The 16,449-nt window shown below is 65.0% G+C and carries 22 protein-coding genes; all 22 read left to right on the forward strand.

Annotation, left to right across the window (positions count from 1 at the left end; all coding sequences use genetic code 11):
- Positions 1 to 2: 2 nt before the first annotated feature.
- The 22 genes from ALI44B_RS13295 (at position 3) to rplE (ending at position 16,403) form a co-directional block, all read left to right on the forward strand.
- Positions 3 to 1,220 (forward strand): FHA domain-containing protein, encoded by a 1,218-nt coding sequence (locus ALI44B_RS13295; protein ID WP_077055072.1) that lies wholly within the window; start codon positions 3 to 5, stop codon positions 1,218 to 1,220.
- Between the two features lie 9 nt (positions 1,221 to 1,229).
- Positions 1,230 to 1,991, forward strand: coding sequence for a DUF6121 family protein (locus tag ALI44B_RS13300; protein WP_077055073.1), 762 nt, complete (start codon positions 1,230 to 1,232; stop codon positions 1,989 to 1,991).
- Between the two features lie 9 nt (positions 1,992 to 2,000).
- On the forward strand, positions 2,001 to 2,651 hold the full coding sequence (locus tag ALI44B_RS13305; protein WP_077055611.1) for a spermidine/putrescine ABC transporter substrate-binding protein: 651 nt from the start codon (positions 2,001 to 2,003) through the stop codon (positions 2,649 to 2,651).
- Positions 2,652 to 2,722: 71 nt separating this feature from the next.
- A complete protein-coding gene (locus ALI44B_RS13310; protein WP_077055074.1) occupies positions 2,723 to 4,420 on the forward strand; it encodes a zinc ribbon domain-containing protein in 1,698 nt (565 codons plus the stop codon).
- Positions 4,421 to 4,718: 298 nt separating this feature from the next.
- Entirely contained in the window at positions 4,719 to 5,093 is a 375-nt protein-coding gene (gene rpsL, locus ALI44B_RS13315) for a 30S ribosomal protein S12 (protein WP_077055075.1), read from the forward strand.
- Entirely contained in the window at positions 5,093 to 5,563 is a 471-nt protein-coding gene (gene rpsG / locus ALI44B_RS13320; RefSeq protein ID WP_077055076.1) for a 30S ribosomal protein S7, read from the forward strand. Before rpsL ends, rpsG begins: the two co-directional genes overlap by 1 nt.
- Before the next feature lie 170 nt (positions 5,564 to 5,733).
- Entirely contained in the window at positions 5,734 to 7,848 is a 2,115-nt protein-coding gene (fusA, locus tag ALI44B_RS13325; RefSeq protein WP_077055077.1) for an elongation factor G, read from the forward strand.
- Positions 7,849 to 7,997: 149 nt separating this feature from the next.
- On the forward strand, positions 7,998 to 9,191 hold the full coding sequence (tuf, locus tag ALI44B_RS13330; protein WP_077055078.1) for an elongation factor Tu: 1,194 nt from the start codon (positions 7,998 to 8,000) through the stop codon (positions 9,189 to 9,191).
- Between the two features lie 510 nt (positions 9,192 to 9,701).
- Positions 9,702 to 10,010 carry a 30S ribosomal protein S10 gene (gene rpsJ, locus ALI44B_RS13335; protein WP_005050520.1) on the forward strand — a complete coding sequence of 103 codons (309 nt, stop codon included), beginning with the start codon at positions 9,702 to 9,704 and terminating at the stop codon, positions 10,008 to 10,010.
- A 22-nt stretch (positions 10,011 to 10,032) separates the two neighbouring features.
- Positions 10,033 to 10,689 carry a 50S ribosomal protein L3 gene (gene rplC, locus ALI44B_RS13340; protein ID WP_077055079.1) on the forward strand — a complete coding sequence of 219 codons (657 nt, stop codon included), beginning with the start codon at positions 10,033 to 10,035 and terminating at the stop codon, positions 10,687 to 10,689.
- 5 nt (positions 10,690 to 10,694) lie between these two features.
- Positions 10,695 to 11,384: a 50S ribosomal protein L4 gene (rplD, locus tag ALI44B_RS13345; RefSeq protein WP_077055080.1), complete on the forward strand. Its 690-nt coding sequence runs from the start codon at positions 10,695 to 10,697 to the stop codon at positions 11,382 to 11,384.
- On the forward strand, positions 11,381 to 11,680 hold the full coding sequence (rplW, locus tag ALI44B_RS13350) for a 50S ribosomal protein L23 (RefSeq protein ID WP_077055081.1): 300 nt from the start codon (positions 11,381 to 11,383) through the stop codon (positions 11,678 to 11,680). The genes rplD and rplW overlap by 4 nt, the downstream gene beginning before the upstream one ends.
- A 27-nt stretch (positions 11,681 to 11,707) precedes the next feature.
- Positions 11,708 to 12,544 carry a 50S ribosomal protein L2 gene (rplB, locus tag ALI44B_RS13355; protein ID WP_077055082.1) on the forward strand — a complete coding sequence of 279 codons (837 nt, stop codon included), beginning with the start codon at positions 11,708 to 11,710 and terminating at the stop codon, positions 12,542 to 12,544.
- A 15-nt stretch (positions 12,545 to 12,559) separates the two neighbouring features.
- The gene (rpsS, locus tag ALI44B_RS13360) at positions 12,560 to 12,841 is read left to right on the forward strand and encodes a 30S ribosomal protein S19 (protein WP_077055083.1); all 282 of its coding nucleotides are present in this window, start codon (positions 12,560 to 12,562) and stop codon (positions 12,839 to 12,841) included.
- A gap of 25 nt (positions 12,842 to 12,866) precedes the next feature.
- On the forward strand, positions 12,867 to 13,262 hold the full coding sequence (gene rplV / locus ALI44B_RS13365; protein ID WP_077055084.1) for a 50S ribosomal protein L22: 396 nt from the start codon (positions 12,867 to 12,869) through the stop codon (positions 13,260 to 13,262).
- On the forward strand, positions 13,262 to 14,014 hold the full coding sequence (gene rpsC, locus ALI44B_RS13370) for a 30S ribosomal protein S3 (RefSeq protein ID WP_077055085.1): 753 nt from the start codon (positions 13,262 to 13,264) through the stop codon (positions 14,012 to 14,014). The genes rplV and rpsC overlap by 1 nt, the downstream gene beginning before the upstream one ends.
- Positions 14,014 to 14,433, forward strand: a complete 420-nt coding sequence (gene rplP / locus ALI44B_RS13375; RefSeq protein WP_077055086.1) for a 50S ribosomal protein L16 — start codon at positions 14,014 to 14,016, stop codon at positions 14,431 to 14,433. Before rpsC ends, rplP begins: the two co-directional genes overlap by 1 nt.
- Positions 14,433 to 14,753 carry a 50S ribosomal protein L29 gene (gene rpmC / locus ALI44B_RS13380; RefSeq protein WP_077055087.1) on the forward strand — a complete coding sequence of 107 codons (321 nt, stop codon included), beginning with the start codon at positions 14,433 to 14,435 and terminating at the stop codon, positions 14,751 to 14,753. Before rplP ends, rpmC begins: the two co-directional genes overlap by 1 nt.
- A 2-nt stretch (positions 14,754 to 14,755) precedes the next feature.
- A complete protein-coding gene (gene rpsQ, locus ALI44B_RS13385; protein ID WP_077055088.1) occupies positions 14,756 to 15,043 on the forward strand; it encodes a 30S ribosomal protein S17 in 288 nt (95 codons plus the stop codon).
- A gap of 35 nt (positions 15,044 to 15,078) precedes the next feature.
- A complete protein-coding gene (gene rplN, locus ALI44B_RS13390) occupies positions 15,079 to 15,447 on the forward strand; it encodes a 50S ribosomal protein L14 (protein ID WP_077055089.1) in 369 nt (122 codons plus the stop codon).
- 3 nt (positions 15,448 to 15,450) lie between these two features.
- Positions 15,451 to 15,810 (forward strand): 50S ribosomal protein L24, encoded by a 360-nt coding sequence (gene rplX, locus ALI44B_RS13395; protein WP_077055090.1) that lies wholly within the window; start codon positions 15,451 to 15,453, stop codon positions 15,808 to 15,810.
- Entirely contained in the window at positions 15,810 to 16,403 is a 594-nt protein-coding gene (gene rplE / locus ALI44B_RS13400; protein WP_077055091.1) for a 50S ribosomal protein L5, read from the forward strand. Before rplX ends, rplE begins: the two co-directional genes overlap by 1 nt.
- Positions 16,404 to 16,449 lie beyond the last annotated feature (46 nt).

The following is a 16,449-nucleotide window of genomic DNA, read 5'->3' on the forward strand; positions in this document are numbered from 1 at the left end:
CAGTGACCGACCGCGAACGCTGGGATGCTGCCATCCCGCCCCGCCCGCCGCTCCCGCCCGTGCCCGGTGCCTCAGGTTCCGAACCGACCCCTCCCGGTGCGCCTCTTCCGCCGCCCCCGCCACTTCCGCCCGCGCCACCCCTCCCTCCCGTCTCGAACCTCGGCGGACAACCGGCGCCGTCGCAGCAGCCGCCGACCCCGGAACAGCGACCGGCCGAGCAGCCGTCGGCGCGCAAGATCGGCCTGCCCCCGGGCGTCGCGGCCCCTCGCACCGATCAGACCGCTTTCTCGCGCGACCCTATCCCCGTTCTGAAGCCGGAATTCGGCATCACGGGCGGCACCATCCCGGTCGCGCCCGGTTCCCGCAACCCCGGCACCATCGGCGCGGCCCCTCTCCCGACGCCCGCCAACGACGCACCCGCTGCTCCTCCGGCGGTCCAGTCTGCTCCTTCTGAACCGCAGACATCCGCATCGCAGCCTTCCGCACAGCAGCTTTCCGAAGCGGACGCATCCCTCCCGCAGGCGCCCGCGCAGCTGGCATCTGCCCGTCAGCCCGACCCGGCCGACGCGGTCGGCTCGGCGCTCCCAATCCCGGCTCCCATCGTCCCCGCGGCCGCTCCCACCCACGCTCCCTCGGCCGCCTCTCCTGCGACGGGCGCTCCCGCGTCATCAACGCCTGCCGCCGCGCCGCCTCTGTCTCCTCCCGCGGGCGCGGCTTCAGCGCCGGCTGCCGCGCCGCCACTGTCGTCCCCTGCGGGCGCGGCCCCGGCACCCGTCACGCCTCCGGCTCCCGCAACGCAGGCCGCGGCATCCGGAACGATCTCGCACCCCGACGCAGCCGGACACCCCGCGCCTGCCCCGTCGACCCCGGCCCGCGGCGTCACGGCGGCCTCAGCAATCGAACTCGAACTCCCCGATGGCCAGGTCGTGCCCCTCGTCACGGGCATCCTGCTGGGCCGAGACCCGCAGCCGCAGTCCCACCTCGACATCACGGCCAGAGCCCGCCTTTACGACACGCAGCGCAGCGTCTCGAAAACCCACGCGGCCGTCGGCCTCGACTCCTCGGGTCTCTGGGTCATCGACCTCGAGTCGACGAACGGAACCTCCCTCATCTCCGCCACGGGCGCCGAACGCTTCGTCGACCCCGGTGTCAAAACCCCCGTCGCCGACGACGAGTCCCTGCGCTTCGGCGAATACCCCGTCCACATCCGCCGTCGCTGACGCGCTGCCATGTCGACTCCGTCCGGCGAGCCCAACCGCTATCCCATCGTCCTCGCGGTCTTCGCGGCCATCACGTTCTTCGCCCTCGTCGTCTGCGCCTTCGGTTTCATCAGCCTCTTCACCAACCTCGAGGTCATCGACGAACCGGATGCCGGCCCGCTCGTCGGCCCGTCCATGGTCGCCTTCGCCCTGGCCACCGTCCTGATCTCGCTCCTCCGCCGGGCGGCCACCCTCCGCGCCCGCCCGACCCCGGGCGCGCAACCGCCTTCGACTCCCGACGCCCAGTCCTTCGACGCGCCGCCCTCTTCGTCTGCGGCCTCCGACGCCCGGCACTTCGGTGCGCCGCCCTCTTCGTCTCGGACTCCCGTCGCCCGGTCCTCCGACGCCCGGCACTTCGGTGTGCCGCTCTCCTCCTCTCCGGCTCCCGACACCCGGCCTTCGGACGCGCCGCCCTCTTCTCCCTCGAACCCGTCTCCGGCGGTCCCGCGCCCACCCGCCTCCGACCCCTCGCGCGTCCCGGTCGGATGGGCCGTCCTGACCGGTTTGGCCACCTACCTCGTCTACGCCCTCTCCGGCGCCGTCCTCTATGCGGCCACGACGGGCAGCATCCTCGCGGGTGTCATCTTCGCCCGCGACACGTTCCTCGGACCCTTCGCCCTCGCCGTGGCCGTAGCCGCGTTCGTCGTCGCGCTGGTGTTCGCGATCCTCGTGATCGTGGGTGGCGAACATCCGCGCCGCCCGCTCTGGCCGTGGGAACGGGATCGCGGGTAACGTATGGTCATGGACCGGTCGCTCGAGACGCGTGTCAGCCAGGCGGTGGACGCGTGGCTGAAGTGGTTGCCCCGCTGGCACCCGTCCACGCACACGGGCCGCACGCGAGTGTGCCGCCGCTGTTTCGGTTCGCCCGTGATGGTGGCCGCGGGTCTCGACCACGATGTGCCGCATGCCGTGCAACACGGTCTCTCCACGCGCGTGAAGGCCATCGTCGATGACGTCGTCGACGACTACACCAACAAGAACCTGCCGCTCCTCCGCCACGAGCTCACCGAGGCCGAGCGGCGCAAGGCGGCCACCTATCGCCCCGAACACGGCCTCGAGCCCGAATACGACGGCCTCCCTCTCGACCCCGAGCCCGACCCTTCGGCCCCCTACCTCTTCACCCTGGCGGGCCTCGCCGACCTCGACACACCGCAAGCCGCGCCGCCGCCACCTCCGCCCCCGCCACTGTCCGACGAGGAGAAGGTCGCCCTGCGCACCGAGATCCGCCTGGCCGACGAGTGCGCCATCCACGCCGGCAAACTGGTCTGCATCGCCATGGCCGAGCACCGTGGTCGGATCGAGCGCGCGGTCGCGATCTACGTCGAACCGCAGGTCGCCGCGCTCCTCTCCGACCTGAGCCTCGAGCTCGACGCCCCGCCCTCGCAGTGGTGATGGATGTTCGAGCCACAGCCCGGCGTCACTAAACTTCCAGCAACAACTCATTCCACATCCCGGGGGACACCATGACGCAGCCGACCGACGACGACAACCGCCCCGAGCGCCCGCCGCTCCCGCCCGTCCCCCCGATGCCCGCGAACGGTGCTCCCGCCGCATCCGCCCCGGCTCAGCACCCCACACCCTCGGCACAGCACCCGCAGCAGCAGAACCCCGCCGAACAGCGTCCTGGCCAGCCGTTCCCCGCGCAGCCGGCCCAGCAGTACCCTGCCCAGCAGCCGACTCCCCAGCAGCCGACGCAGCAGTACCCCGCCCCGTCGGCCCCGCAGTACCCCGGGCAGCAGCCCGGCCAGCAGCAGTACCCTGCCCAGCAGTCGGGCCAACCGCAGCAGGGCCAGCCGCAGCAGGGCCAACAGCAGCCGACGCAGCAGTGGCCCGCCCAGCCGGCCCAGCAATACCCCGCGCAGCAGCCCAGCCCGCAGCAGCCGACTCAGCAGTACCCTGCCCAGCCGACGCAGCAGTACCCGGCGCAACCCACTCAGCAGCGCTCAGGGCAGCAGCCGCCGCAGAACTACGGCGCCCAGCAACCGACGACTCCTCAGCAATACCCGAACGCTCAGTCCCGCCCCGCCGCTCAGTCCCGCCCGGCCGCCCAGCAGCCCCCCGTCGCCCCGCAGCAGGGCACGCCCTACACCGGCCCCATCCCGCCGACCGGTTCCGGGCCGTCCAGCCGACCGGGCACCGACACCCCTCGCAAGAAGCGCCGCCGCGGCCCCATCATCGCCATCATCTCCTCCGTCGTCGTCCTCATCCTGCTCATCGCCGGCGGCATCGTCGGCTACTCCGTGGGCACCGCGGCGCACGCGCCGGAAAACCAGGTCACGGCCTACCTCGACGCCCTCGTCGACGGTGATGCCGCCGAGGCCCTGAAGCTGGCCGGAACGGAGGTCGACGCCGACGCGGATGTCCTGCTCACCAACAAGGCCTACGCCGAGGTCGCCGACCGCCCGTCCGCCTACGAGATCGGCCGCACGACGACATCCGGCGACACCGCCACCGTCACCGCGACCATCACGCAGGGCGACGCCGAACTCACCGAAGAATTCACGCTGCAGAAAGACGGCAAGGATGCGATCTTCTTCGACAAGTGGGCGCTCGAGGAAGTGCCGCTCGGCACGATCACTGTCGGTATGACAGGCCCGTCAGCGGTTGCCCCCGCGGTCGTCGGTATCGCGATCCCCGAAGGAGCCGAGTCCCTGCGCGCACTCCCGGGCACCTACGAGGTCGGCCTGGCCGAGGACAACGAGTTCTACTCCGTCGAGGCCCAGCAGGTCACGGTCGAGGGCTTCACGGGCTCGGCGGCAGCGCCTTCGGCCGATCTCACGGTCGCGCTCACGGATGCGGGAACGCAGAAGGCCAACGACGCGGTCAACTCCTGGCTGGACGCCTGCCAGGCATCCACCGAGTTCGATCCGGCCGGCTGCTCGTTCTACGCCACGGGCAAGAACCCCGCTTACACCTACACGAACACGACGTGGACCCTCGACCCGCGGCCGACGTTCACCATCGGCGAGTGGAACGGCACGGGATACCGCGTGTCGACGGGTGCCACGGGCCAGGCCAACCTGAAGGCCGATATCCGCGACAACGCGTCGGGTGCGACCGGCACGGCCACGGCGGGCCCGATCCCCGTGTTCGTGAACGGTGACATCACCGAGATCACGGCCGACGGAGCCACCTTCGTCTCGTCGATTTCGCGCGGCTGAGCGGGGCCTGGAGGGTTGTCCCTCCGGCTTGACCGCCCGACCCCCGCCGCGTAACATTGCAGGGGTGTGCGCTTTGTCGTGCCATGAACCGTGCCCGAAAGGGTCTGCTCGGGTTCACATCTCTCACACATCGGGTCGGGTCGACCATCGACCAGCCCCCACGGCATATCCGTCGCCTACTGGCTGAGCCTTCTGCTCATCCTGACGGATCCAATCGAACTCAATGCTCCGAGCAATCGGCGCGTCGAATGCTAAAAGCACATTCGCTGTCACCGTGCAGCACAAACAAGGAGAAGTAGTGCCAACTATTCAGCAGTTGGTCCGGAAGGGTCGCACGCCGAAGGTCTCCAAGACCAAGGCTCCCGCCCTGAAGGCAAACCCGCAGCAGCGTGGCGTATGCACCCGTGTGTACACCACCACCCCCAAGAAGCCGAACTCGGCGATGCGCAAGGTCGCTCGTGTGAAGCTTTCCAACGGCACCGAGGTCACCGCCTACATCCCCGGTGAGGGCCACAACCTGCAGGAGCACTCCATGGTGCTCGTCCGCGGTGGTCGTGTGAAAGACCTCCCCGGTGTCCGTTACAAGATCGTTCGCGGCGCCCTCGACACGCAGGCCGTCAAGAACCGCAAGCAGGCTCGCAGCCGTTACGGCGCGAAGATGGAGAAGAAGTAATGCCTCGTAAGGGTCCCGCTCCGAAGCGCCCCGTCGTCGCAGATCCCGTCTACGGCGCGCCGATCGTCTCCCAGCTCGTCAACAAGATCCTTGTTGACGGCAAGAAGGGCCTCGCCGAGCGCATCGTCTACGACGCGCTCTCCGGTGTCTCCACCAAGAACGGCCAGGACGCCGTCGTCACCTTGAAGAAGGCGCTCGACAACGTTCGCCCCACGCTCGAGGTCCGCTCGCGTCGTGTCGGTGGTTCCACCTACCAGGTGCCGGTCGAGGTCAAGCCTCACCGCGCCAACACGCTGGCCCTCCGTTGGCTCGTCAGCTACGCGAAGGGTCGTCGTGAGAAGACCATGACCGAGCGTCTGACCAACGAGATCCTCGACGCCTCCAACGGCCTCGGTGCCGCTGTGAAGCGTCGTGAAGACACTCACAAGATGGCCGAGTCCAACAAGGCCTTCGCGCACTACCGCTGGTAAACCCCGGTTTACCGCACGCTGGCATCTCGCATCCAGGCCGTCTTCGGTCTGGTCTGGTCGGGATGCCGGTGCCGGGGCCCTCATCGGGCCCCGGACCCTCGCGGGCAACACCGCGCGGGAATCCGTGAGTAGCACTCACGGCACACACAACAACTTCCTGGAGGAACCCAGTGGCACTTGACGTGCTCACCGACCTGAACAAGGTCCGCAACATCGGCATCATGGCCCACATCGATGCCGGCAAGACCACGACGACCGAGCGCATCCTGTTCTACACGGGCGTCAACCACAAAATTGGTGAGACCCACGACGGTGCCTCGACCATGGACTGGATGGAGCAGGAGCAGGAGCGCGGCATCACCATCACGTCCGCCGCGACGACGTGCTACTGGGACAAGAACCAGATCAACATCATCGACACCCCCGGTCACGTCGACTTCACCGTCGAGGTGGAGCGTTCGCTCCGCGTCCTCGATGGCGCCGTCGCCGTCTTCGACGGCAAGGAGGGCGTCGAGCCCCAGTCCGAGACCGTCTGGCGTCAGGCCGACAAGTACGACGTCCCCCGCATCTGCTTCGTCAACAAGATGGACAAGCTGGGTGCCGACTTCTACTTCACCGTCGACACGATCATCAACCGCCTGAAGGCCAAGCCGCTGGTTCTCCAGCTGCCGATCGGCTCCGAGAGCGAGTTCGAGGGTGTCGTCGACCTGGTCGAGATGCGCGCGCTCACGTGGCGTGGCGACTCCAAGGGTGACGTCGAGATGGGCGCCAAGTACGCCATCGAAGAGATCCCCGCCGACCTCGCCGACAAGGCCGCCGAGTACCGCAACGCGCTGCTCGAGGTCGTCGCCGAGACCGACGACGCGCTCATGGAGCGTTTCTTCGCCGGCGAAGAGATCACGGTCCCCGAGATCAAGGCCGCCATCCGCAAGCTCACCGTCAACAGCGAGATCTACCCGGTCCTCTGTGGTTCGGCGTTCAAGAACCGCGGCGTGCAGCCCATGCTCGACGCCGTCATCGACTACCTGCCGTCGCCGCTCGACGTGCCGGCCGTCGAGGGCCACGACGTTCGCGACGAAGAGAAGATCGTCCTCCGTCACCCCGACGCAACCGAGCCGTTCGCGGCCCTCGCGTTCAAGGTTGCCGTTCACCCGTTCTTCGGTCGTCTCACCTACGTGCGCGTGTACTCCGGTCACCTCGACTCGGGTGCCGCTGTCGCCAACAGCACCAAGGGCAAGAAGGAGCGCATCGGAAAGATCTTCCAGATGCACGCCAACAAGGAGAACCCGGTTCCCTCGGTCACCGCCGGCCACATCTACGCGGTCATCGGTCTGAAGGACACCACCACGGGTGACACCCTGTGCGACCCCAACGACCAGGTCGTCCTCGAGTCGATGACGTTCCCGGCCCCCGTTATCGAGGTCGCGATCGAGCCCAAGACCAAGGCTGACCAGGAGAAGCTCTCCACGGCCATCCAGAAGCTGGCCGAAGAAGACCCGACCTTCCGCGTCGAGCTCAACCCCGAGACCGGTCAGACGGTCATCAAGGGCATGGGCGAGCTGCACCTCGACATCCTCGTCGACCGCATGAAGCGCGAATTCAAGGTCGAGGCCAACGTCGGAAAGCCCCAGGTCGCCTACCGCGAGACCATCCGCAAGTCGGTCGAGCGTCACGACTACACGCACAAGAAGCAGACCGGTGGTTCCGGTCAGTTCGCCAAGATCCAGTTCGCTCTCGAGCCCATGGAAGTCACCCCCGAAGAGACTTACGTGTTCGAGAACAAGGTCACCGGTGGACGCATCCCGCGTGAATACATCCCTTCCATCGACGCCGGTTTCCAGGATGCCCTCAACGTGGGTATCCTCGCTGGCTACCCGATGGTCGGCGTGAAGGCCATCCTTCTCGACGGTGCGGCGCACGACGTCGACTCCTCCGAAATGGCCTTCAAGATCGCCGGTTCCATGGGCTTCAAAGAGGCCGCACGCAAGGCCAGCCCGGTTCTTCTCGAACCGTTGATGGCTGTCGAGGTGCGCACCCCCGAGGAGTACATGGGCGACGTGATCGGCGACCTCAACTCCCGCCGTGGCATGATCCAGTCGATGGAAGATGCCTCCGGTGTGAAGGTCGTTCGTGCAAACGTTCCGCTGTCGGAAATGTTCGGTTACATCGGTGACCTGCGTTCCAAGACGTCGGGTCGTGCGGTGTTCTCGATGACCTTCGAGAGCTACGCTGAGGTCCCCAAGGCCGTCGCCGAGGAGATCGTGCAAAAGGGCAAGGGCGAATAGCCTCACAGCCCCAATCGTTGACGGGCCCGGTCGCCGCCGGTGTATCGGGCCCAGTCACGATCAAGTAACATAAGTACACAAATCCCGTAGAGAACCGAGCGCATTCCAGCGCCCGGGTTATTTACACCAATGTCCTAGGGAGGACCATAGTGGCTAAGGCCAAGTTCGAGCGGACCAAGCCGCACGTCAACATCGGAACGATCGGTCACGTCGACCACGGCAAGACCACCCTCACCGCAGCTATCTCGAAGGTGCTCGCCGACAAGTTCCCGTCCGCGACCAACGTTCAGCGCGACTTCGCGTCGATCGACTCCGCTCCCGAAGAGCGTCAGCGCGGTATCACGATCAACATCTCGCACGTCGAGTACGAGACCGAGAAGCGCCACTACGCGCACGTTGACGCCCCGGGTCACGCTGACTACATCAAGAACATGATCACCGGTGCCGCTCAGATGGATGGCGCGATCCTCGTTGTCGCCGCCACCGACGGCCCGATGGCTCAGACCCGTGAGCACGTTCTGCTCGCCAAGCAGGTCGGCGTTCCCTACCTGCTCGTCGCGCTGAACAAGTCCGACATGGTCGACGACGAAGAGATCCTCGAGCTCGTTGAGCTCGAGGTCCGCGAGCTGCTCTCGAGCCAGGACTTCGATGGCGACAACGCCCCCGTCGTTCGCGTCTCGGGCCTCAAGGCTCTCGAAGGCGACGAGAAGTGGGTCGACGCAATCGTCGAGCTCATGAACGCTGTCGACGAGTCCATCCCCGACCCGGTGCGCGACAAGGACAAGCCGTTCTTGATGCCCATCGAGGACGTCTTCACGATCACCGGTCGTGGAACCGTCGTTACGGGCCGCGCCGAGCGTGGAACCCTCGCGATCAACTCCGAGGTCGAGATCGTCGGCATCCGCCCGACGCAGAAGACCATCGTCACGGGTATCGAGATGTTCCACAAGCAGCTCGACGAGGCATGGGCCGGCGAGAACTGTGGTCTCCTGCTTCGCGGCACCAAGCGCGAAGACGTTGAGCGCGGCCAGGTCGTCGTCAAGCCGGGTTCGGTCACGCCGCACACCCAGTTCGAGGGCACCGCATACATCCTGTCCAAGGATGAGGGTGGGCGTCACAACCCGTTCTACGCGAACTACCGTCCGCAGTTCTACTTCCGCACCACCGACGTCACCGGCGTCATCACGCTGCCCGAGGGCACCGAGATGGTCATGCCTGGCGACACCACCGAAATGACCGTTGAGCTGATTCAGCCCATCGCCATGGAAGAGGGCCTCGGCTTCGCGATCCGTGAGGGTGGCCGCACCGTTGGTGCCGGTACCGTCACGAACATCCTGAAGTAGTTCCTCGCAGCTCAGCTGCATTGCTTCACCGGCGCTGCCCGGGTCTTCGGATCCGGGCAGCGCTTTTTTCATGCCGGGGGAGTGCTCCGAGCATCCGGTTTCCGGCGGCCCGCGAACCCGGGCGGGCGAGGGTCGGATGCGCGACACGCCCGGGTTGCATCGATGCCAAACATCTGTCAGACTCTTCTAGTTGAGAACTTCCGGCTACCCGTGTGCGTTCATTCGCCCGAGAGCTTCGGAATCACTGCCAGGCTGTGCATAGACCTCGTCTAGGCCGCAGGCAGCACAACACACACTTAAACGAATCCCCTTCTCAGTCGCGTTTATTCGCGCCTTTCTGTGTGATGCGTCCGCTGGTGCGGAATGCGGCACAGATCGGGTGAAGAGGTGCAGGGCAAGACTTGACAGATGAACAGTGGTGCGACACCAGGAGTGCCCGGCGTATTACTACGCCACGAAGCGCGTCCAATGCGATAAAACGTATGACGCTTAAAAGAGAGTGAGTCACACATGGCGGGACAAAAGATCCGCATTCGACTTAAGTCGTATGACCACGAGGTCATCGACACCTCGGCGCGAAAGATCGTCGACACGGTAACCCGTGCAGGTGCAACCGTCGTCGGCCCCGTGCCGCTTCCGACGGAGAAGAACGTGGTGTGTGTCATCCGTTCGCCGCACAAGTACAAAGACAGCCGCGAGCACTTCGAGATGCGCACGCACAAGCGCCTCATCGACATCATCGACCCGACGCCCAAGGCCGTCGACTCGCTCATGCGACTCGACCTCCCCGCGGACGTCAACATCGAGATCAAGCTCTGAGCCGGCGAGGACAAGGGAAACTATGTCTACGACTAACAAGACCACCAAGGGTCTGCTCGGCAAGAAGCTCGGCATGACCCAGGTTTGGGACGAGAACAACAAGCTTGTTCCCGTGACCGTCATCGAAATCACCCCGAACGTCGTCACCCAGGTTCGCACCCCCGAGGTCGATGGTTACGACGCCGTTCAGATCGCCTACGGCCAGATCGACCCGCGCAAGGTCAACAAGCCCGACGCCGGTCACTTCGACAAGGCAGGCGTCACGCCTCGCCGCCACGTCACCGAGGTCCGCACCGCGGATGCCGGCGACTACTCGCTCGGTCAGGAACTCACTGTCGACGCCACGTTCGAAGCCGGCCAGAAGGTCGACGTCGTCGGAACGTCCAAGGGTAAGGGTTTCGCCGGTGTCATGAAGCGTCACAACTTCAAGGGTGTCTCCGCTTCGCACGGTGCCCACCGCAACCACCGTAAGCCCGGTTCCATCGGTGCTTCCTCGACCCCCAGCCGTGTCTTCAAGGGCATGCGCATGGCCGGACGCATGGGTGGTGAGCGCGTGACCGTGCTCAACCTCCGCGTTCACTCGGTCGACGCCGAGAAGGGCCTGCTGCTGGTCAAGGGTGCCGTTCCCGGCGCTCGCGGCCGCATCGTTTTCGTCCGCAACGCAGTGAAGGGAGCGTAGCCTCCATGTCTACCTCACTCGACGTTATCGACACCCAGGGTAAGAAGACCGGTTCGGTCGACCTTCCCGACGAGGTGTTCGACGTTCAGACCAACATCCCCCTCATCCACCAGGTCGTTGTCGCGCAGCTCGCTGCCGCCCGTCAGGGAACGCACAAGACCAAGAACCGTGGAGAGGTTTCGGGCGCCGGCCGCAAGCCGTTCAAGCAGAAGGGAACCGGTCGCGCTCGTCAGGGCTCGATCCGTGCCCCTCAGATGACCGGCGGTGGCATCGTCCACGGACCGACTCCGCGCAACTACTCGCAGCGCACCCCCAAGAAGATGATCGCCGCCGCCCTGCGCGGAGCGCTCTCCGACCGGGCCCGCGGTGGCCGTCTGCACGTCGTCGAGACCCTCGCGGTGTCGACCGAGCGTGTCACCAAGGCTGCAGCCGAGTACCTGGCGACCATCGCCTCCTCGAAGCACGTGCTCATCGTTATCGAGCGCGGCGACGAGGCGAGCCTGCTCGCCGTCCGCAACATCCCCACCGTTCACGTTCTGGAATACGACCAGCTGAACGCCTACGACGTGCTCGTGTCCGACGACATCGTCTTCACCAAGGCCGCCTACGACGCTTTCGTCGCCGGTCCTGTTGTGGGCAAGTCCGTCACCGCATCGGCTTCGTCGGCTGACGTTACTGAGGAGGTCTCGGCATGACCGCGATCAACAAAGACCCCCGCGACATCATCATCGCCCCGGTGATCTCCGAGAAGAGCTACGGCCTGATCGACGAGGGAAAGTACACCTTCGTGGTTGACCCCCGCTCGAACAAGACCGAGATCAAGCTCGCCATCGAGAAGATCTTCAAGGTCGAGGTTGCGTCCATCAACACCCTGAACCGTCAGGGCAAGACCCGCCGTACCAAGTTCGGTCTCGGCAAGCGCAAGGACACGAAGCGTGCGATCGTCACGCTGAAGTCCGGTTCCATCGACATCTTCACGGCAGTCGGCTAAGACGACCGGGATTAGAGGAAATTAGACATGGCTATTCGTAAGTACAAGCCCACGACCCCCGGTCGTCGTGGATCGAGCGTTTCCGATTTCGCAGAAATCACGCGCTCGACCCCGGAGAAGTCGCTTCTGCGTCCGCTCTCCAAAACCGGTGGCCGCAACAACCAGGGCCGCATCACGACCCGTCACATCGGTGGTGGCCACAAGCGCCAGTACCGCGTCATCGACTTCCGTCGCAATGACAAAGACGGCGTGAACGCCAAGGTTGCTCACATCGAGTACGACCCCAACCGCACGGCTCGTATCGCGCTTCTCCACTTCGTGGACGGCACCAAGCGTTACATCCTTGCGCCCAACAAGCTCAAGCAGGGCGACATCATCGAGTCCGGCTCGGGTGCTGACATCAAGCCGGGTAACAACCTGCCCTTGAAGAACATCCCGACCGGTACCGTGATTCACGCCATCGAGCTGAAGCCGGGCGGCGGCGCCAAGATGGCCCGTTCCGCCGGTGCCTCGGTTCGTCTCGTCGCCAAGGATGGCCCCTACGCGCAGCTCCGTCTGCCGTCCGGTGAAATCCGCAACGTCGACGCACGCTGCCGCGCCACCATCGGCGAGGTCGGCAACGCCGAGCAGTCCAACATCAACTGGGGTAAGGCCGGCCGTAACCGCTGGAAGGGCATCCGCCCGACCGTGCGTGGTGTCGCCATGAACCCGGTCGACCACCCCCACGGTGGTGGTGAGGGTAAGACCTCCGGTGGACGTCACCCGGTCAGCCCTTGGGGCCAAAAAGAGGGTCGCACCCGCCACCCCAACAAGGAAAGCGACAAGCTCATCGTTCGTCGCCGTAACGTCGGCAAGAAGCGCTAGTAGGAGTTGTAGAAGATGCCACGCAGTCTCAAGAAGGGCCCCTTCGTTGATGACCACCTGCTCCGCAAGGTAGTTACGGCGAACGAAGCCAACAACAAGAACGTGATCAAGACCTGGTCGCGCCGCTCGATGATCATCCCCGCCATGCTGGGACACACCATCGCGGTGCACGACGGTCGCAAGCACATCCCGGTGTTCGTCACCGAGAGCATGGTGGGCCACAAGCTCGGCGAGTTTGCCCCCACCCGCACCTTCCGTGGACACGTGAAGGACGACAAGAAGGGCCGCCGCCGCTAAGCGGTGGTGTGAAGGAGGAAGAGAAATGGTGGAGTCAATCGCACGTGTGCGACACATCCGCGTCACCCCCCAAAAGGCTCGTCGCGTCATCAACCTGATCCGTGGCCGCCAGGCGCAGGAAGCACTGGCCATCCTGAAGTTCGCCCCTCAGGGCGCTTCGGAGCCCGTGTACAAGTTGGTCGCGTCGGCTATCGCGAATGCTCGCGTCAAGGCCGATGCCTCGAACACCTACCTGGACGAGCAGGACCTCTACGTGGCCCGTGTATTCGTTGATGAGGGTACGACCCTCAAGCGTTTCCAGCCCCGTGCCCAGGGTCGTGCTTTCCGCATCAACAAGCGCACCAGCCACATCACCGTCGTGCTCGCCACGCCGGATGAGACCGTTGCTGCCGCTGGCACGAAGAAGAAGGTGAGCAAGTAATGGGCCAGAAAGTAAACCCGTACGGCTTCCGTCTGGGAATCACCACCGACCACGTGTCGCGCTGGTTCTCCGACAGCACGAAGAAGGGTCAGCGTTACAGCGACTACCTCGCTGAAGACGTCAAGATCCGTGCACTGCTGAGCACCTCGCTCGACCGTGCCGGCGTCTCCCGCATCGAAATCGAGCGCACCCGCGACCGTGTCCGCGTGGACATCCACACGGCTCGTCCCGGAATCGTCATCGGCCGCCGCGGCGCCGAGGCCGAGCGCATCCGTGGAGATCTCGAGAAGCTCACCGGCAAGCAGATCCAGCTGAACATCCTCGAGGTCAAGAACCCCGAGGCCGACGCTCAGCTGGTCGCCCAGGGCATCGCCGAGCAGCTCTCCGCTCGTGTGGCTTTCCGCCGCGCGATGCGTAAGGGCCTGCAGGGCGCTCAGCGCGCTGGCGCCAAGGGTGTTCGTATCCAGGTCTCCGGCCGCCTCGGCGGCGCCGAGATGAGCCGTTCCGAGTTCTACCGTGAAGGCCGTGTGCCCCTGCACACCCTGCGCGCGAACATCGACTACGGCTTCTACGAGGCCAAGACCACCTTCGGCCGCATCGGCGTGAAGGTCTGGATCTACAAGGGCGACATCACCAACAAGGAACTCGCTCGCGAGCAGGCTAACGCGAAGTCGCCGAGCCGCGAGCGCAACGACCGTCCCCGCCGTGCCCCGCGCACGGAGGCTCCGGTTGCAGAAGGAGCAACGGCATAATGCTGATTCCCCGTCGTGTAAAGCACCGCAAGCAGCACCGTCCGCACCGTACCGGCCAGGCCACTGGTGGAACCCAGGTCAGCTTCGGCGAGTACGGCATCCAGGCACTCACTCCCGCCTACGTGACCAACCGTCAGATCGAGTCCGCTCGTATCGCGATGACGCGTCACATCAAGCGTGGGGGAAAGGTCTGGATCAACATCTACCCCGACCGTCCGCTCACCAAGAAGCCTGCTGAAACCCGCATGGGTTCCGGTAAGGGTTCGCCCGAGTGGTGGGTCGCCAACGTCAAGCCGGGTCGCGTCCTCTTCGAGGTCGCCGGTGTCAGCGAAGAGCTGGCCAAGGAAGCACTGACCCGTGCAATTCACAAGCTGCCCCTCAAGGCACGCATCATCAAGCGCGAGGAGGGCGACGCATAATGGCGATCGGTTCCAAGGAGCTCACCTCGACTGAGCTCGACACTTTCGAAGACGAGCGACTCGTCGAAGAGCTGCGTAAGGCGAAGGAAGAACTCTTCAACCTGCGCTTCCAGGCCGCTACCGGCCAGCTCGAGACCCACGGCCGCCTGCGTGCCGTGAAGCGCGACATTGCCCGCATCTACACGGTCATCCGTGAGCGCGAGCTGGGCATTCGCGCCACCCCCGTCGTCGAGGCAGCACCTGCCAAGGCGGAGAAGAAGACCAAGAAGAAGGATGCTGCACCCGCGGCAGCCGAGACCGAGACTGAGGAGGCCAAGTAACTATGGCTCAGACCGAAGAGAAGGTCGCCGAGGCTGTTGTCCGCGGCTACCGAAAGACTCGTCGTGGCTACGTCGTCAGCGACAAGATGGACAAGACCATCGTCGTCGAGGTCGAAGACCGCGTGAAGCACCCGCTGTACGGCAAGGTCATCCGCCGCACGTCCAAGGTGAAGGCTCACGACGAGCTCAACACCGCCGGCATCGGCGACCTCGTTCTCATCAGCGAGACCCGTCCCCTGAGCGCTTCGAAGCGCTGGCGCCTGGTCGAGATTCTCGAGAAGGCTAAGTAAGCCCCCGCGGGCTTGCTTCGTAGAAGGAGTATCAAGTGATTCAGCAGGAATCCCGGCTCAAGGTGGCCGACAACACCGGCGCCAAGGAGCTGCTCACCATCCGCGTTCTCGGAGGCTCCGGCCGCCGTTACGCCGGATTGGGTGACACGATCGTGGCAACGGTCAAGGACGCTATCCCCGGTGGAAACGTGAAGAAGGGTGACGTCGTCAAGGCAGTCATCGTTCGCACGAAGAAGGAAGTCCGCCGCCCGGACGGCTCGTACATCAAGTTCGACGAGAACGCCGCAGTGATCTTGAAGAACGACGGTGACCCCCGCGGTACCCGTATCTTCGGACCGGTCGGTCGCGAACTCCGCGACAAGAAGTTCATGAAGATCGTCTCGTTGGCACCGGAGGTTATCTAAGTCATGGCAAAGATCAAAAAGGGCGACCTCGTTCAGGTCATCTCGGGCGCAACCCAGGCCCGCGGCGGAGACCGCGGCAAGCAGGGCAAAGTCATCGAGGTACTCGTCGAGAAGAACCGCGTGATCGTCGAAGGCGTCAACTACGTCACCAAGCACGTCCGCCAGGGTCAGACCCAGCGCGGATCGAAGACTGGTGGCATCGAGACGCACGAAGCGCCGATCCACATCTCCAACGTCGCGCTCGTCGACCCGGAGACCAAGAAGCCGACTCGCGTCGGCCACCGCAACGAAACCGTAACGAAGAACGGCGTCGAGAAGACGGTCCGCGTTCGTTACGCCAAGACGTCTGGTAAGGACCTGTAATGACCGACACCGCAACTGCTGCGCCGGCTGGCAAGATCCAGCCGCGCCTCAAGCAGAAGTACCGCAGCGAAATCGTTCCGGCCCTCAAGGACCAGTTCGGCTTCGGCAACGTGCACCAGGTTCCCGGCCTCGTCAAGGTCGTCGTGAACACCGGTGTGGGTGAAGCAGCCCGCGATGGCAAGATCATCGACGGTGCGGTTTCCGACCTCACCAAGATCACGGGCCAGAAGCCGCAGGTCACCAAGGCCCGCAAGTCGATTGCTCAGTTCAAGCTGCGCGAAGGCCAGCCCATTGGCGCACACGTCACGCTTCGTGGCGACCGCGCCTGGGAATTCCTGGATCGTCTGCTCTCGCTCGCACTGCCCCGCATCCGCGACTTCCGCGGTCTGAGCGACCAGCAGTTCGACGGAAACGGCAACTACACGTTCGGTCTTCAGGAGCAGAGTGTGTTCCACGAGATCGATCAGGATAAGATCGACCGGGTTCGCGGTTTCGACATCACTGTCGTCACCACCGCGAAGACGGACGAAGAGGGTCGCGCGCTGTTGAAGTCGCTCGGTTTCCCGTTCCGTAGCTCCGAAACTTCCAACTAACTTTCGAATCATCTGATTCGTCTCGTGTTGGACAACGGGCCCGGGG

The sequence above is a fragment of the Leifsonia sp. ALI-44-B genome, assembly GCF_001984125.1.
Taxonomy (GTDB): domain Bacteria; phylum Actinomycetota; class Actinomycetes; order Actinomycetales; family Microbacteriaceae; genus Okibacterium.

Excerpts from the sequence above, each read along its gene's own strand:
- ALI44B_RS13300 (WP_077055073.1), top strand. The coding sequence starts at position 1,230 with ATGTCGACTCCGTCCGGCGAGCCCAACCGCTATCCCATCGTCCTCGCG.
- ALI44B_RS13305 (WP_077055611.1), top strand. The coding sequence starts at position 2,001 with ATGGACCGGTCGCTCGAGACGCGTGTCAGCCAGGCGGTGGACGCGTGG.
- ALI44B_RS13310 (WP_077055074.1), top strand. The coding sequence starts at position 2,723 with ATGACGCAGCCGACCGACGACGACAACCGCCCCGAGCGCCCGCCGCTC.
- rpsG (WP_077055076.1), top strand. The coding sequence starts at position 5,093 with ATGCCTCGTAAGGGTCCCGCTCCGAAGCGCCCCGTCGTCGCAGATCCC.
- rpsJ (WP_005050520.1), top strand. The coding sequence starts at position 9,702 with ATGGCGGGACAAAAGATCCGCATTCGACTTAAGTCGTATGACCACGAG.
- rplC (WP_077055079.1), top strand. The coding sequence starts at position 10,033 with ATGTCTACGACTAACAAGACCACCAAGGGTCTGCTCGGCAAGAAGCTC.
- rplD (WP_077055080.1), top strand. The coding sequence starts at position 10,695 with ATGTCTACCTCACTCGACGTTATCGACACCCAGGGTAAGAAGACCGGT.
- rplW (WP_077055081.1), top strand. The coding sequence starts at position 11,381 with ATGACCGCGATCAACAAAGACCCCCGCGACATCATCATCGCCCCGGTG.
- rplB (WP_077055082.1), top strand. The coding sequence starts at position 11,708 with ATGGCTATTCGTAAGTACAAGCCCACGACCCCCGGTCGTCGTGGATCG.
- rpsS (WP_077055083.1), top strand. The coding sequence starts at position 12,560 with ATGCCACGCAGTCTCAAGAAGGGCCCCTTCGTTGATGACCACCTGCTC.
- rplV (WP_077055084.1), top strand. The coding sequence starts at position 12,867 with ATGGTGGAGTCAATCGCACGTGTGCGACACATCCGCGTCACCCCCCAA.
- rpsC (WP_077055085.1), top strand. The coding sequence starts at position 13,262 with ATGGGCCAGAAAGTAAACCCGTACGGCTTCCGTCTGGGAATCACCACC.
- rplP (WP_077055086.1), top strand. The coding sequence starts at position 14,014 with ATGCTGATTCCCCGTCGTGTAAAGCACCGCAAGCAGCACCGTCCGCAC.
- rpmC (WP_077055087.1), top strand. The coding sequence starts at position 14,433 with ATGGCGATCGGTTCCAAGGAGCTCACCTCGACTGAGCTCGACACTTTC.
- rpsQ (WP_077055088.1), top strand. The coding sequence starts at position 14,756 with ATGGCTCAGACCGAAGAGAAGGTCGCCGAGGCTGTTGTCCGCGGCTAC.
- rplX (WP_077055090.1), top strand. The coding sequence starts at position 15,451 with ATGGCAAAGATCAAAAAGGGCGACCTCGTTCAGGTCATCTCGGGCGCA.
- rplE (WP_077055091.1), top strand. The coding sequence starts at position 15,810 with ATGACCGACACCGCAACTGCTGCGCCGGCTGGCAAGATCCAGCCGCGC.